At 45.9% G+C, this 15,754-nt stretch carries 11 protein-coding genes and 2 pseudogenes; 7 read left to right on the top strand and 6 right to left on the bottom strand.

Features of this window, described 5'->3' with window-relative positions:
- Positions 1–232: 232 nt before the first annotated feature.
- Both AK965_RS20960 and AK965_RS17250 read left to right on the top strand, forming a co-directional pair.
- Positions 233–384 (top strand): annotated as a pseudogene (locus tag AK965_RS20960) (IS110 family transposase); the annotation flags it as partial.
- Between the two features lie 683 nt (positions 385–1,067).
- Positions 1,068–3,011, top strand: coding sequence for a DEAD/DEAH box helicase (locus AK965_RS17250; RefSeq protein WP_099080766.1), 1,944 nt, complete (start codon positions 1,068–1,070; stop codon positions 3,009–3,011).
- 61 nt (positions 3,012–3,072) lie between these two features.
- Here the strand turns inward: AK965_RS17250 and AK965_RS17255 are convergent, their stop codons facing one another.
- Positions 3,073–4,641, bottom strand: a complete 1,569-nt coding sequence (locus tag AK965_RS17255; protein WP_099080796.1) for a bifunctional diguanylate cyclase/phosphodiesterase — start codon at positions 4,639–4,641, stop codon at positions 3,073–3,075.
- Between the two features lie 334 nt (positions 4,642–4,975).
- Between AK965_RS17255 and AK965_RS17260 the strand changes: the two genes are divergently transcribed.
- From AK965_RS17260 to AK965_RS17270, 3 genes and pseudogenes are all read left to right on the top strand, one after another.
- A complete protein-coding gene (locus AK965_RS17260) occupies positions 4,976–6,169 on the top strand; it encodes an acetate/propionate family kinase (protein ID WP_099080767.1) in 1,194 nt (397 codons plus the stop codon).
- Between the two features lie 70 nt (positions 6,170–6,239).
- Positions 6,240–6,945 (top strand): annotated as a pseudogene (locus AK965_RS17265) (DMT family transporter).
- Positions 6,946–7,091: 146 nt separating this feature from the next.
- Complete coding sequence (locus AK965_RS17270) at positions 7,092–7,634, top strand: DUF2301 domain-containing membrane protein (protein WP_099080768.1); 543 nt, start codon at positions 7,092–7,094, stop codon at positions 7,632–7,634.
- Here AK965_RS17270 and AK965_RS17275 read toward each other — a convergent pair.
- The 5 genes from AK965_RS17275 to AK965_RS17295 form a co-directional block, all read right to left on the bottom strand.
- Entirely contained in the window at positions 7,622–8,536 is a 915-nt protein-coding gene (locus AK965_RS17275; protein WP_099080769.1) for a hydroxymethylglutaryl-CoA lyase, read from the bottom strand. The genes AK965_RS17270 and AK965_RS17275 overlap by 13 nt on opposite strands.
- Positions 8,533–9,378, bottom strand: a complete 846-nt coding sequence (locus tag AK965_RS17280) for an enoyl-CoA hydratase-related protein (protein WP_099080770.1) — start codon at positions 9,376–9,378, stop codon at positions 8,533–8,535. The genes AK965_RS17275 and AK965_RS17280 overlap by 4 nt, the downstream gene beginning before the upstream one ends.
- A 16-nt stretch (positions 9,379–9,394) precedes the next feature.
- Positions 9,395–10,999 (bottom strand): carboxyl transferase domain-containing protein, encoded by a 1,605-nt coding sequence (locus AK965_RS17285; RefSeq protein ID WP_099080771.1) that lies wholly within the window; start codon positions 10,997–10,999, stop codon positions 9,395–9,397.
- A gap of 21 nt (positions 11,000–11,020) precedes the next feature.
- Positions 11,021–12,190, bottom strand: coding sequence for an isovaleryl-CoA dehydrogenase (locus AK965_RS17290; protein ID WP_099080772.1), 1,170 nt, complete (start codon positions 12,188–12,190; stop codon positions 11,021–11,023).
- A gap of 83 nt (positions 12,191–12,273) precedes the next feature.
- Positions 12,274–12,639, bottom strand: a complete 366-nt coding sequence (locus AK965_RS17295) for a MerR family DNA-binding transcriptional regulator (RefSeq protein ID WP_099080773.1) — start codon at positions 12,637–12,639, stop codon at positions 12,274–12,276.
- A gap of 288 nt (positions 12,640–12,927) precedes the next feature.
- Here AK965_RS17295 and AK965_RS17300 point away from each other — a divergent pair, with 288 nt between their 5' ends.
- Together AK965_RS17300 and AK965_RS17305 are read left to right on the top strand one after the other, a co-directional pair.
- Entirely contained in the window at positions 12,928–14,157 is a 1,230-nt protein-coding gene (locus AK965_RS17300) for a thiolase family protein (protein ID WP_099080774.1), read from the top strand.
- An 84-nt stretch (positions 14,158–14,241) separates the two neighbouring features.
- Complete coding sequence (locus tag AK965_RS17305) at positions 14,242–15,735, top strand: CoA-acylating methylmalonate-semialdehyde dehydrogenase (RefSeq protein WP_099080775.1); 1,494 nt, start codon at positions 14,242–14,244, stop codon at positions 15,733–15,735.
- The last annotated feature ends 19 nt before the right edge of the window (positions 15,736–15,754 follow it).

A 15,754-nucleotide genomic window follows, 5' to 3' on the forward strand; every position in this document is an offset into this window, starting at 1 on the left:
TGTTAACTATTCATAGCGCAAAGCATGGTAAAGATCCAGCGAGCTGCTTTTCAGATAGGGCAAAACCTGAAGAAGATCCCAATGTTAAAGACACTCTCTAGGTATGAAGAAAAATAGGGATACCTGAGATTTTCTTGCAAGATAGCCAAGTTGTTTCTAGAAAGATGTATGGAATCCACTCGCTTTGCCAAATTAAATTTAGCAGAGTGAAACTAAATCTGAGGGTTCCAATATGTTGACTAGTAACGTTATCGCTATTGACTTAACAATCAAGCCTGTCATATCAGCATTCATGGTGAGCTGCTATCCAATAAGCCTCGAAGTCACAAGAAAATGAAAGAGTTTCTCGGCAAAGCCAAGCCCTCTAATGTCGCTATGGAAGGGGGGGGGCTGATATTATTTGGATTGGCAGCGCATTCTGCACAATTGCCAGCGGCGTTGCTGCGTGACTTGAAGACAAGTTTAAAATGGATACCATTAATGTACTGAGTTGTTCGATCGCCATAGAAATGGGGGGAATATTGCTGGCATCTCAAGGTTGCAATGATTAATGCGCCACCTAACCCAGAGAATTGTTTGCAGCGTTCGGGTCGTAGTGGTGAAACAAAGTCTGTTGCGTTAACCTTGTGTAAAAATGATCCGCATGGTGAACATATCTTCTGTTATACGCGATGGGCATTTGAAACATCTTTTCTTAACTTACCAATGGAACTGCACGCACGATACTCATTGCGAGCTATTATTACTACTTATAGCACGCAATTTCGATGTGAATTCTATATGAAATAGTCACGTGTTGCGGTGTGCTTTTTTCTTTAAAATGGGTGGAGAGGTGGAAAATTATGCATATTATACCGTTTATGAAATAAATTGTGATGTAATTCAATTTTTTCTGGCTTTTTTTATGCATTTAGGGAATAATCCGCCTCCCTTAGTCGTCCCTAATGGCTTATCGCGGTTGAGTACTGTGCTAATTCCTATCTGAATGGATTTAGTATCTGGAAGAATCAGTATCGAATTAGAAGAGCATATGGGACTGTTTTTTTGTTAAATTAAGTAGGATCCCAATGCAAGATTCTGTTATTCAGTTCAGTGATTTGTCACTGAATGATTCTATCCTTTCTGCTCTAGACGGAATGGGTTTCGTGTCACCAACTCCAATTCAGGCTGCGGCAATCCCTCACCTATTGGAAGGTGCTGACGCGCTGGGCAAGGCACAAACGGGTACAGGTAAAACGGCAGCGTTCTCTCTGCCTCTGCTAAACAAGCTAGATCTTAATCAACGTAAACCACAAGCTATCGTACTTGCTCCAACTCGTGAGCTAGCGATTCAGGTTGCGGCTGAAATGAAAAACCTTGGTAAAAACATCCAAGGTCTTAAAGTTCTAGAGATTTACGGTGGTGCTTCTATCGTAGATCAAATGCGTGCACTGAAAAACGGTGCTCACGTTATTGTTGGTACACCTGGCCGTGTTCAAGACCTTATCAACCGTGAACGTCTACACCTAGACGAAGTACACACATTCGTACTAGATGAAGCAGACGAAATGCTAAACATGGGTTTCGTTGACGACGTAACGAATATCATGGAACACGCTCCATCTTCTGCACAACGTGTATTGTTCTCTGCAACAATGCCGCCAATGCTGAAAAACATTGTAGAGCGTTTCCTACGTGATCCTATCACTGTTGACGTAGCAGGTAAGAACCACACTGTAGACAAAGTTCAACAGCAGTTCTGGGTAGTAAAAGGTGTAGAGAAAGATGAAGCAATGTCTCGTCTTCTTGAAACTGAAGAAACTGACGCGTCAATCGTATTCGTACGTACACGTCAAGATACCGAGCGCCTAGCTGATTGGCTATCTGCACGTGGCTTTAAAGCTGCGGCTCTGCACGGTGATATTCCTCAGTCTCTACGTGAGCGTACTGTTGATCACATCAAACAAGGTGTTATCGACATCCTAGTTGCAACTGACGTTGTTGCACGTGGTCTTGACGTTCCACGTATTACACACGTATTTAACTACGACATCCCATTCGATGTTGAGTCTTACATCCACCGTATCGGTCGTACAGGTCGTGCTGGACGTAAAGGTAAAGCTATCCTTCTCGTTCGTACTAACCAAATCCGTATGCTTCGCACTATCGAGCGTGTAACTAAGTCATCTATGGAAGAAATCCAACTTCCTCTACGTGACCAAGTTGCAGAAGCTCGTCTAAGCAAGCTAGCGGCTGAGCTAGAAGCTGAGAAAGAGCACAAAGCACTCGATAAGTTTGCTGAACTTGTAGAGAAACTACAAACTTCTCTAGAAATTGACCCAGCAATGCTAGCGGCTATGCTGCTTAAGCGTCAGCAAGGTAAACGTCCTCTATTCTATATTGGTGAAGACCCAATGGTAGAAGCGATTGAGCGTGATAAGCAACGTCGTAAAGATCGTCGTGAAGGCGGTCGTGAAGGTGGTCGTGAAGGTGGTCGCAGCTTTAATACTCAAGATTGGGATACTTACCAACTACAAGTTGGCCGTGAGCAAGGTGTTCAAGTTAAAGACATCGTTGGTGCTCTAGCGAACGAACTAGGTCTTGGTAAAGGTTCTATCGGTGCAATCAAGCTAGCACAAGGTCACACTTTTGTTCAGCTACCAAAAGCAATGACATCTGATGCGGCAACTAAGCTAAGTAAGCTACGTATCCGTCAACAAGATGTTGGTGCTGTAGTATGTGATTTCGATGACTTCCGTGAGTCTCGTGGTGGTCGCCGTGACGGTGGTCGTCGCGATGGCGGTCGTCGTGAAGGTGGCTTCCGTGGCAATCGTGATGGTAACCGCGAAGGTGGTGCGCGTCGTGAAGGTGGTGGCTACCGTGGTAACCGTGATGGTAACCGCGATGGCAACCGCGAGGGTAACCGCGAAGGTGGTGAACGTCGTTTCGATCGTAACCGTGGTGGCGATCACCGTGGTGCGCACCGTGGCGAACGTGGTCACAGCCGTCCTCGTCGTACACAAGACGCATAATTGATTTCGCGCTTTCGCGAATTGAACTGATAAAAAAGCCGAGCGAAATGCTCGGCTTTTTCTATGCGCTTAAAATATTACGTTGTTTGTTATCGTGTTCATTCACCCAAGTAATCACTTCATTCAAGGGTAGGGCAGGGCTGAATAGGTAGCCTTGGATGATGTCGCAGCCTTTGCTACGAAGAAAGTGCAATGTATCCATATCCTGAACACCTTCTGCTACCACGGAATACCCTAGGCCATGAGCTAATGCGATGGTATTTTCTACGATTGAACGTGAGCCAGTTGTCCGGCTAGCTGAGTTTAGAAACGAGCGATCGATCTTAATTTGATCAACGGGAAGATCTCTCAGTAACGAGAGCGATGAATAGCCGGTTCCAAAATCATCCAGACTAATTTTGATGCCTAATGATTTGATCTTATCAATCAACGGAGTGAGTTCCGACAGGCGATCAATTGCCATTGTTTCTGTAATTTCTAAATTGATTAGGGAAGAAAATGCAGGGTTGTCGGAGAGCAGTTTGTCTAGACGGGAGAACAGCAAGTTTGAGGAGAGGTCTTTGGCCGATAAGTTAATATGCACAGGTAACTGAATGTCATATTTGAAAAGTTCATTTAGGTCTTTCTCAACCTGACCGATGACCCACATGGTAATGTAGTTGACTTGGTTACTGCGCTCAGCAATAGGAATGAAATCGTCCGGCGAAAAAATGATATTCCCACTAGTATCTTTCCACCGAATCACGGCTTCAAATCCCACCACGAGATTTGAGTTCGCATCGATTAAAGGCTGGTAGTACAATTTGAACTCTTTTTTATCCAATGCGGATTGAATACGAGATGATATTTCAAGTTGGTATTTGGCGCCGACATTCATGTCTTCGTGATAAAAAGAGAACAGTTTCCCATCGTTTTTTGCACAATACATTGCGATGTCTGCTCGTTTTATCAGAGAGTCGCTTTTCTCTGAGTCGTTAGGAAAAGTACTGACACCAAAAACGGCGCTTGAAGAGAATTCAAACTCATCGATTGAAAACTTCTTGGACAGCGTTGCGTCGAGTTTTTCAATTAAGTTCGCAATCTCATGATGCACACTTAAGGCAGTGAGAATCACAAATTCGTCACCTCCCACTCTGAATATTTTGTCTTTTTTAGATAGAACGGATTGCAATCGCTGGCCAATTTGAACCAAAAGTTGATCACCGCAATTATGTCCCATCGCATCGTTAACTTGCTTGAAGTTGACCACATCAAACAAAATGACGGAAAACGCCTTAGTATCGTTTATGTTTTGGTCAATGATATCAAAACAATATTTCCGATTTGGTAGCCCAGTTAGGGTATCATGTGTGGCGTTACGCTTTTCTTTGTCAGCCAGCTTATGCAACTCATTGATAGATTCGTTGCTCCATTTGAGAACCAGAACTACGAATATACTGCCGCCGAAGAGACTTAAAGAAACGGCCATATCTAACAAAGAGACGAACTCTTTTTTAGTGATTGAATGTAGGTAAAGTGCGTAAGAGGCGATAAAACCAGTGATGAGCAGCAACAGCCATCCCCAACCAGAGACATCAGTTTTCGAGCATATACTTTTAGTTTTTATCCAGCCCCAACATAGTAAAAGCATCCCAATGGACACGAATATAAATGCAAAATCAGACACGTCTCTATTCCATTAGTTTTATTTATATAAAATTCATACAGTTGACATAAACAACTTAGCGCATACTTTTGGTTTTGAAAAGACTTATTAATACCACTTTTGTTGTAACAACTCTTTTTTTTCATCTTCAAATAAAATCCAAACTTGTTGTAGATCAACTAAACTTACTCAAGTCAGAGGTCTATGCTAAAAGATAGTTGAAAGATTAAAAAATTATTGAATAATAGGGCCGCAAACAAGAAGCACACAGCGCATCAGCGCAATCACAACCTCTGCTCCACAACAGGAAAACTATTTCATGTCTAATTCGTTTGTACTGGTGATCAACTCTGGTAGCTCATCACTAAAATTTGCAGTTATCGATTCAACTTCTGGCGATGCTGTGCTAAGTGGTTTAGGCGAATGCTTTGGTCTGTCAGACGCTCGTATGAGTTGGAAATTCAACGGTGAAAAAACAGAAATCGCAATCGAAGGCGACGATAGCCATCATAAAATTGCTATTGGTAAGCTGGTTGATTTAACCGAAGAATTTGGCCTAGCTAAAGACATCGTAGCGGTGGGTCACCGTATCGTTCACGGCGGTGAGAAATTCACAAAGACAGTTCGCATTACTGAAGAAGTTACAGCAGAAATTGAAAAACTTGCCGATCTTGCTCCACTACATAACCCTGCAGGTGCTATTGGTATTCGTGCTGCTATCGAAGCGTTTCCAACCCTTCCTCAGTTTGCTGTATTCGATACTGCCTTCCACCAAACGATGCCTCAGCGCGCATTCACAGGTGCAATTGCGAAAGAGCTATACACAGACTTCGGCATTCGTCGATACGGTTTCCACGGTACTAGTCACTACTTCGTAAGCCGTGAAGCTGCGAAGATGTTGAACAAACCCGTTGAAGAATCAAGCTTCATCTCGGTACACCTAGGTAACGGTGCTTCTGTTTGTGCAATTAATAAAGGTGAATCTGTAGATACGTCTATGGGCTTTACCCCACTGTCAGGTCTAATGATGGGGACACGTTGTGGTGACCTGGACCCAGGTATTATTGAGTTCCTACTGAAAAAAGGTTGGTCTCAAGAGAAAGTATTTGGTTCATTGAACAAAGCTTCAGGCTTCTTAGGTGTTTCTGGCCTAACAAGTGATGCTCGCGGTATTTTGGAAGCGATGGAAGAGGGGCACGAAGGCGCGACGCTAGCATTCCAAGTGTTTACATACCGTGTATCTAAATACATTGCTTCTTACCTTGCTGCCCTTGATTCATTCGATGGCATCATCTTCACTGGCGGCATCGGCGAGAACTCTCTGCCAATTCGTCGCGAAATTCTGAAAAACCTAAAATTGTTGGGTTTTGTTGAAGATGTGAAAGGTAACGAAGAAGCACGCTTTGGCAACGCAGGTGTTGTTGCTACATCTGAGTTACTTGGTGCGAAAGCACTGGTTATTCCTACCAATGAAGAGTGGGTTATCGCTCAACAGTCGGTAGAACTGCTGTAAAACGGCAAAAATTTTGGGAACTAAGTCAAAGCCCTTTCCGCTTGGAAAGGGCTTTTTTTCGTAAGTCATTATGCTCAACTCTGAACGCAAAGCGGCACTTGTGCTTGTCGCAACAACGATGATCGCCGCACTCGGCTGGATTTTTCCAAAGAAACGATTCAGGGGCTTCCACCTTTTGGATTTATTGGATTGCGATTTACCATCGCTTCAATCTGTTTACTGCCTTTGTGTATCAGGCCACTCCTTACTGCGAACGTGAAAGACGTGCTGTCAGCAAGTGGTGTCGGCTTACTGATTGGTAGTGCGGTGATGACCTGGATATATGCCATTTCGGTCAGTGATACTCTCGGTGAAGGGGCGTTCATCATGAGTTTGTCGATGTTGTTTGTTCCGATTGTTGCATGGGCGTAATTTCGTCAGCGTCCTCAAAGGATATTTTGGGTGTCGCTGCCCATCGCCGTTTGGGACTGTTCGTTTCGTTCTGTTTGGAGTCTCGGCCAACAGAGGTTGATTCCTCGATTTGGGTTTGGTTTGCGCTTAGTACATTGTTAGCCACCAGTTTGCGCGATGTGATGCAGACCATGGGACAAAAATTTGTGCAGGCAGGAAACGCCGCATTCATTATGATCCTAGAACCAGTTTGGACGGTGATGCTCAGTGTTTCTTGGTACGGTGAGGTGTTGACGGCAAAGAAGCTAGTCGGTTGTGCACTCATCTTATTTTCGCTGATTGTTTATCGGACAGGCGGTAAATTCAGTTTTAGTGTTGGCCGATAGAAGTGGCATTAGTGGGAGAGGTGGGTATCCTTAATTTAAGCACTTTGGTTTTTGAAATGCATTAGTACTCTGCAGTTCTTGGCAAGTGGCTTTACGAAGAAAAGCGAACCGAAGAAGGTCAATGCGGATTAGTAAGGCAATAGAGCATGGCAAATATTGAACATCAAGAAACGCTCGATTCTCTGGATAAACTCAGCGTATGTTTATATCGCCTAGGTATTAGTTTATTTGCGTTGACCTTGATTGCGCTTTCTATGGTTGTTTATGGTGCTTTTTTACAAGGTTACCAATGGACCATCACTGGTATTTGTGTTGCCGGTGCATTGTCCGCTGCCAATGTTCATATTTACAGTAAACGTGTACGAGTCGTGATCTGTTGGTCTTCGTGGATTGGGCTTGTTTTGTTGGCGAGTGATTTTGAACGGAGCCTCGTTTGGCTGGCATTAGGTTTTATCTTCGTGACGTTTTCTGGCATCGCCTTGAAAGAATCGTTCTGCTTTAAAGTTCCGGGATTAAAGCTCGTCCCAGTTTTACTCGCCATCGCAACATTTTCTATTTGGTATGAGTTATCCACTTTTGCCGCGCTCTCCTTGTTGATTGCTGGGGTGATCATGGGGTACCTGTCCATATTGAAGTGGCGAATGCCATTACACTTTGATATCGGTATTAAGGATAATTATGAGGTGTAGGAATCGCTGCGACGCCGCAAAGCCAACGACACTTTAGACGTTGGCTGGCGGTTAAGCTCTTCACTGATCATCCATCCGGCCTTCGCCAATAACTCCAAATCGACACCCGTTTCTATTCCTAAACCTTGACAGAGATAAAGTACATCTTCAGTCGCTACATTCCCAGAAGCACCATGAGCGTATGGGCAGCCACCAAGCCCAGCAACACTGCTATCAATAGTATCTATGCCCATGGTTAACGCTTGGTAGATATTTGCCAATGCTTGTCCCCACGTATCGTGGAAATGAACGGCCAACTGGTGAGTTGGAATGACGGCTTGCGCGGTTTCTAACATATGGGCAACGCCTTTTGGGGTGCCAGTTCCGATGGTATCCCCCAGTGACACCTGATAGCAGCCTAAGTCGATTAATGCTTTTGCCACTTTGGCGACTTGATTTGGGCGGGTAGGGCCATCATATGGGCAATCGATAACACATGAGAGGTATCCCCTCACAGGGATATTCTGCTTGGTCGCCATTTCCATGATAGGTTCGAATCGCTTCAGGCTTTCTGTAATGGAACAATTGATATTATGTTGGCAAAACCCTTCCGAGCAAGAGGTAAAAATCGCAACTTGGTTTGCACCCGCTTTTAATGCTTGCTCAAGACCTTTAAAGTTGGGAGTGAGTGCCGAATATATGACATTGCCACGGCGAGTAATCGCGTTCATTACTTCAAGTGAGTCCGCCATTTGAGGTACCCATTTTGGAGAAACAAACGCTCCCGCCTCAATGTGCGTCAAACCCGTATCAGATAGAAGGTTGATTAATCGGATTTTGGTATGGGTTGAAACTGGCTCTTCATTTTGCAATCCATCTCTGGCACCAACTTCTACGATATTTACTTTACGGGGCAGTATCATCGTGCATCCTTAGAGGGCTTCGTTACCCAGCTTGGAGTCTGTTTTTCTAGAAACGCTTGCAAGCCATCTTGCCCTTGGGGAGAAACGCGAACATCTGCGATCAATTGGCTGGTGTAGTGGATAAGGTCTGCGTCGATTGGGTTCTGGTGGCATTGATGACAGAGGGCTTTGGCTTTGCGCATGGCGTCGGGGCTATTCAGAAGCAGTGAGTCTATAAGCGTGTCAATGGTATCGTCAATCTTATCCAATTTATGTACTTCATGTATGATGCCGAACTTTTCAGCGTTTTGGGCACTGATCACCTCTGCGCTAAGAATGTAGCGACGTGCTTGCCGATTCCCCATCGCACGCATTACGTATGGTGCTATCGTTGCGGGGACCAAACCCAATTTCACTTCACTTAGACAAAACTGAGTATCGTCTGCGGCAATGGCGATATCACAGCAGCAAATTAACCCCAATGCCCCCCCGAATGCAGAGCCTTGAACGACGGCTACCGTTGGCTGGGGAAACGAATCGAGTGTGTGCATCAGCCTGGCAAGGTTCGTCGCATCATCGAGGTTTTGTTTTCGTGTACTGGTTGCCATAGACTTCATCCAATTAAGATCAGCACCGGACGAGAAGTGTTTTCCACTGCCACGCAAGACTAAGCAGCGAACATCGGTACGCAGAGCAAGGTAGTCGAGACGGTGGATCAGCAAGTCGATCATGCAGGCATCAAAGGCGTTGTGTTTATCGGTACGGTTGAGAGTCAATGTCGCAACACCATGTTTATCAACGTGCCAAAGTACATCATTTTGTCGGTTTGCATTTGGTGTGATGCTAGGTTGTAGCTCCTGCATAGCGTGTCCTTCCCATTTACATTCTGAATATACCAAATTCACTGTCAGGAATTGGCGCATTGAGCGTGGCTTTCAATGCTTGCGCCAGTACATGACGTGTCTCCTTAGGGTCAATAATGCCGTCATCCCATAATCGTGCACTGGCATAGTAGGGATGCCCCTGAGACTCATACAAGTCTAAGATAGATTCTCGAAATGTCCTTTCTTCTTGTTCAGGCCAAACTTCACCTTGGCGCTTTTTTACTTCTCTTCGAACTTTGGTGAGTACGCCTGCCGCTTGCTCTCCCCCCATCACCGAGATACGTGCATTTGGCCACATCCACATCATGGTGGGGTCATAGGCTCGTCCGCACATGCCATAATTTCCTGCACCATAGGAACCACCGATGATGACAGTAAATTTAGGTACTTCGGCACATGCCACCGCCATTACCAGCTTTGCACCGTGTTTAGCAATACCCTCCGCCTCGAGTTTTTTACCGACCATGAACCCGGTAATGTTTTGGAGAAACAGGAGGGGAATTTTACGTTTGGCACACAGTTCGATAAAGTGCGTTCCTTTTTGTGATGATTCTGAGAATAAGATGCCATTATTCGCCACAATCCCAATCAGGTGGCCATGAAGCCTCGCAAATCCGCACACTAATGTTTTTCCATATAGCGCTTTGAACTCGTCAAAGTCGGAGTCATCCACGATGCGCGCAATGATCTCTCTAACATCAAAAGTGAGACGAAGGTTCGCATTGACGATCCCGTACATCTCTTTGGCGTCGTAGCGAGGAGGTAAAATGGTTTTATTACAGACGACAGGGCTCGGTTGGTTGCTGTTTGAAATCGCTTCTCTAGCAAGTTGTAAAGCATGCTTGTCATTATCGGCGTAATAGTCGGCCACACCCGATTTACGGCAATGGACATCAGCACCGCCAAGCTCTTCTTCGCTTACCACCTCTCCAGTCGCCGCTTTGACCAGAGGTGGCCCAGCTAAAAAGATGGTGCCTTGTTGTTTCACCATAATCGATACGTCGGCCATGGCTGGCACATAGGCTCCGCCTGCGGTGCAAAGCCCCATCACGACGGCAACTTGCGGAATGCCTTTGGCGGACATTCTGGCCTGATTGAAGAAGATGCGTCCAAAATGGTCTCTATCAGGAAAAACCTCCGCTTGGTATGGGAGATTTGCCCCGCCTGAGTCGACCAAGTACACGCAAGGTAACTGGCAACGCTGTGCAATTTCTTGAGCACGTAAATGTTTTTTCACCGTGAGTGGATAATACGTCCCGCCCTTGACCGAAGGGTCGTTGGCAATCACCATACATTGAATGCCCTCGATGGTGCCAATGCCAGCAACCACGCCGGCGCAGGGGATCGATTCATCGTACACTTGCCATGCGGCGAATTGACCAATTTCTAGAAATTCACTGTCATCGTCGAGCAAGCACGCCAAACGTTCACGAACGGGCAATTTTCCTTTTAATCTTTGACGTTCGATCGCTTTGTTGCCGCCACCTTGTTTGATGATTTCGATGTTTGCATTGAGGTTTTTCACCAACTCAGTCATGACGATTTTGTTAGACTGAAACAACTCACTCGTTGGCTTGGTTTTACTTTTAATGATGGCCATGGAGATTTCCTTGTTGGAGGATTAACGAGACTCTTCAAACAGTTCACGACCAATCAGCATTCGACGTATTTCCGAGGTTCCGGCACCAATTTCGTACAACTTGGCGTCTCGCAGTAATCGTCCTGTCGCGTATTCGTTGACGTAACCATTGCCACCTAGCAATTGAATGGCGTCTAAAGCCATTTGCGTCGCCAATTCTGCGCTATATAGGATTACTCCAGCGGCATCCTTTCGAGTGCATTCGCCTCGGTCGCACGCCGCTGCAACGGTATAGACATACGCTTTCGCGGCATTCATGCGTGAGTACATGTCTGCGAGTTTGCCTTGCACCAATTGGAACTCACCAATGGATTTTCCAAACTGTTTTCGTTCGTGAACGTAGGGGATAACCTCATCCATACAGGCTTGCATAATGCCGAGTGGGCCTGCCGCGAGGACGACTCGTTCGTAATCGAGACCACTCATGAGAACTTTGATACCTTGATTGACGTCTCCAAGTACGTTTTCTTTCGGTACTCTGCAGTTTTTGAATATTAATTCACATGTGTTTGAACCACGCATGCCAAGCTTCTCGAGCTTTTGTGCATGACTAAAACCTGCAAAATTACGCTCAATAATAAACGCAGAGAGACCTCGTGACTTTGCACTTGGGTCCGTTTTAGCGTAAACGACGAAGGTATCGGCATCAGGCCCGTTAGTGATCCACATTTTAGTACCATTAAGCAGGAAATGATCGCCTTTGTCTTTTGCTCGCAATTGCATGCTGACCACATCAGAGCCGGAGTTCGGCTCACTCATCGCTAGTGCGCCAATATGAGTACCGTCAATCAGTTTTGGCAGGTACTTCTCGCGTTGGGTTTGAGTTCCGTTTCGGTAGATTTGGTTAACACAAAGGTTGGAGTGAGCGCCGTAACTCAACCCAACGGAGGCAGACGCGCGGCTGATCTCTTCCATTGCCACAACATGAGCGAGATAGCCCATTCCTGCGCCGCCGAACGCTTCACTTACCGTTACGCCAAGCAAGCCCATTTCTCCAAATAGAGGCCAAAGGTGATTAGGAAATTGATTGTAGTGGTCGATATTGGCAGCGATAGGGGCGATGTGCTCGGACGAAAAGGCATTCACGTGATCGCGGAGCATATCGATGGTTTCACCAAGCCCAAAACTTAATGGGGTGTAGCTTGTCTTCATAACGTTTCCCTGTTTTAAGTACGAAAGAGGTGAGAGTTACACTGCTTGCTTGGGCAAATTTAAGGGTCTGTTTTTTTGTCTTGTTATCGGTTTAGTGCCTGTTGACATCGTTCTTTAGCGGCGTTGAGTTCGGCCATGACAACACCAATATCGTCCAGTTGTTGCTGTAGATGCGCTTGTTTCTCATCGATGATGGTGAGCATTTTAATCAGTTGACTGTCTGTCTGTTGTGTGTCGTAAAGCTCAAATAATTCGCGAATTTCTGCAAGGGAAAAGCCTAAACGCTTACCACGTAAAATCAGTTTGAGACGCGTTTTATCTCGGCGCTGATAGACACGAATGTTGCCTTTGCGCTCTGGTTCAATTAGCCCTACATCCTCATAAAATCGGATACTCCGAGTCGTGATGTCGAACTCCTTCGCTAGGTCACTAATCTTGTATTTTTCCACCGGACACTTCCCCTAATTAAAAATGCAGTTGCTGCAAATTACGTCATGCTTGTTTAAGCGAAAGGCGCTTCCTTTACCTGAGTTTAAAATTTAATTGTTATAAAGTTGTTTGTTAACGTTGACGTAAATGTTAGTGCTATGCTTACGTAAACGTCAAGAAATCACAGTGCGAAAGTTCGTCGCTTTATAAGAGGCTGGAGCTACCATGCAAAATATGTGGAAGCCCGTGGTAGCAGGTGTGAGGGATGAGTTCGTGATCGGTGAATTATCGTCAATAAGGACGGCATCATGAGAAACGACATCTGGATTGTCAGCGCCAAGAGAACGCCAATTGGGCGATTTCAAGGTCAATTACGAAGCTACTCTGCGCCGCAGTTAGGTGCATTGGCGATTAAGGCAACTTTAAAAGCATGTGGTATTAAATCGGTGGATGAAGTCTACATGGGTTGTGTTTTAGCAGCGGGCTGTGGCCAAGCTCCCGCTAGGCAAGCGGCTTTGGGAGCCGGCTTACCACACACCACCGCCTGTACGACGATCAACAAAGTTTGTGGTTCAGGCATGAAGAGCGTCATGCTGGCAAGCGATCTGATTAAAGCGGGTTCGATCAATACTGCTATCGCTGGTGGTATGGAAAGTATGACCAATGCGCCATATTTACTCAAAGAAGCAAGGAATGGTATGCGTATGGGGCACAAATCGACGTATGACCATATGTTTCTTGATGGTTTGCAAGACGCTTATGAAGGGCATTTAATGGGCGTGTATGCTCAGCAGACGGCCGATCACTCTGAGTTCACGCGAGAGCAAATGGATGAATGGGCGATGATGTCTGCCAAACGTGCGCTAGATGCACAAGAGCAGCGTTTGTTTGATGATGAAATCTCTCCGATCGACGTAACTACACCAATTGCCTCTTTGACTCTGGATTACGATGAGCATCCACGCTCAATCAAACTCGAAAAAATCCCTAAGCTTAAGCCGGCTTTCGACTCTCTTGGGACCATCACGGCGGCGAATTCCAGCGCGATTTCAGATGGTGCGGCTGCGCTCGTACTTATGGATGAAGAAAGCGCCCGTCATAAAGGCTTAACGCCATTAGCAGTCATTAAGGGTTACTCGACACATGCAAGAAAGCCTTCAGAATTTACCCTTGCACCTGTATTTGCAATTGAGCAATTACTCTCACAGCTCGACTGGTCGGTGGATGAAGTGGATCTTTGGGAAATCAACGAAGCCTTTGCCGTGGTTACCCAAATTGCTGTTCGCCAGTTAAGCCTCGATCAAAACAAAGTCAACATCAAAGGGGGGAGCTGTGCACTTGGTCACCCCATTGGTGCCAGTGGTGCTCGAATCTTAGTCACACTCATTCACAGTCTGCGCCAGCTTCAAGCTTTGGGTGTTGAAGGGAATGCCAATAATAAGACGGTGATGCGAGGTGTAGCATCGTTGTGTATTGGTGGTGGAGAAGCAACCGCCATTGCTGTCGAAATACCGCTTGACTCTGATCAACGGAAATAGGAGCTCATGGCTTTTAGTCAACAGAAGTGGCTCAGGGTTACTTAGATTGGTGTCAGTATCATTACGTTAACAAAGGATTAGCTTATGACTCGTTTGGTTCCCTTATTCATAGATGGTGAATTTCGTGAATCTCAAACCGCAGATTGGATAGAAGTTAATAACCCAGCCACTAATGAGGTGATTGCTTACCTTCCATGTTCAACCGATGAAGAGATGCAAGCTGCAATTGAAAGCGCTAACAAGGCATTTTCTAGCTGGAAGAATGTCGCGGTGTCGGAACGCGCGAGGCTCATGCTTCGCTATCAACATTTGTTAAAAACGCACCATGATGAATTGGCGACACTCCTTTCACACGAAACGGGAAAAATCTTTGCTGATGCAAAAGGGGATGTATGGCGAGGAATTGAAGTGGTAGAGCAAGCCGCCAATATTGCTAGTCATATGATGGGGGAAACGGTTGAAAATGTGGCCACGGATATCGACAGTTATTCTTTGATTCAACCGCTGGGCGTGTGCTGTGGGATCACACCATTTAATTTCCCGGCAATGATTCCTTTATGGATGTTTCCAATTGCGATTGCCAGCGGGAACACATTTGTTCTCAAGCCATCCGAGCAAGTCCCTCTGACCTCAATTCGATTGGCCGAGCTGTTTGAAGAAGCGGGGGCGCCAAAAGGTGTGTTGCAGATCGTGCATGGCCGAAAAGAACAAGTCGATTTCTTATTGGCGAGCCAGACCATTCAAGCGGTGTCGTTTGTTGGTTCCGTGCCTGTCGCGAAATACATTTACACCAAAGCAACACAAAACTTCAAACGCGTCCAAGCTTTTGCAGGGGCGAAAAATCATATGGTGGTGATGCCAGATGCCAACAAAGGGCAGGTCGTGAGTAATCTTGTTGGATCATCGGTGGGTGCTGCTGGTCAACGTTGCATGGCGATATCAGTAGCGGTATTTGTTGGCAGTTCGAAAGGGTGGATAAGCGAACTCAAACAAGAGATGGCCAAAGTGCATCCAGGAGCTTGGGATGATGAAAGTGCGGCTTATGGCCCGCTTATCAGTGCGCAGGCGAAAGCACGTGTGCTGAGACTGATTGAAGAAGGAAAGCAACAAGGTGCGGTATGTGAACTCGATGGTAGCCAATGTGAAGTCGAAGGCTTCCCTGACGGTAATTGGGTTGGGCCAACCCTGTTTAGTGGTGTAACAACGGAGATGTCGATTTACACCCAAGAAATATTTGGTCCGGTACTGGTGTGTATTGAAGTGGATACCTTGCAAGAGGCGATAGCGCTGGTGAATCGTAACTCTTACGGCAACGGTACGTCGATTTTCACGGCGAATGGTGGGGCTGCAAGAAAATACCAACATGAGATTCAAGTTGGTCAGGTTGGCGTGAATGTGCCTATACCTGTTCCGCTGCCTTTCTTCTCATTTACGGGTTGGCGAGGCAGTTTTTATGGCGATCTTCATGCTTATGGTAAACAGGCGGTGCGCTTTTACACCGAGACCAAAACGGTGACTGCCCGTTGGTTTGATGACGATATTCCCACCGGTCCCAATCTCACCATCAATCTGCACTAACTAAGAGTAAGGTGCTCAT

The sequence above is a fragment of the Vibrio sp. PID17_43 genome, from assembly GCF_002608565.1.
Taxonomy (GTDB): domain Bacteria; phylum Pseudomonadota; class Gammaproteobacteria; order Enterobacterales; family Vibrionaceae; genus Vibrio.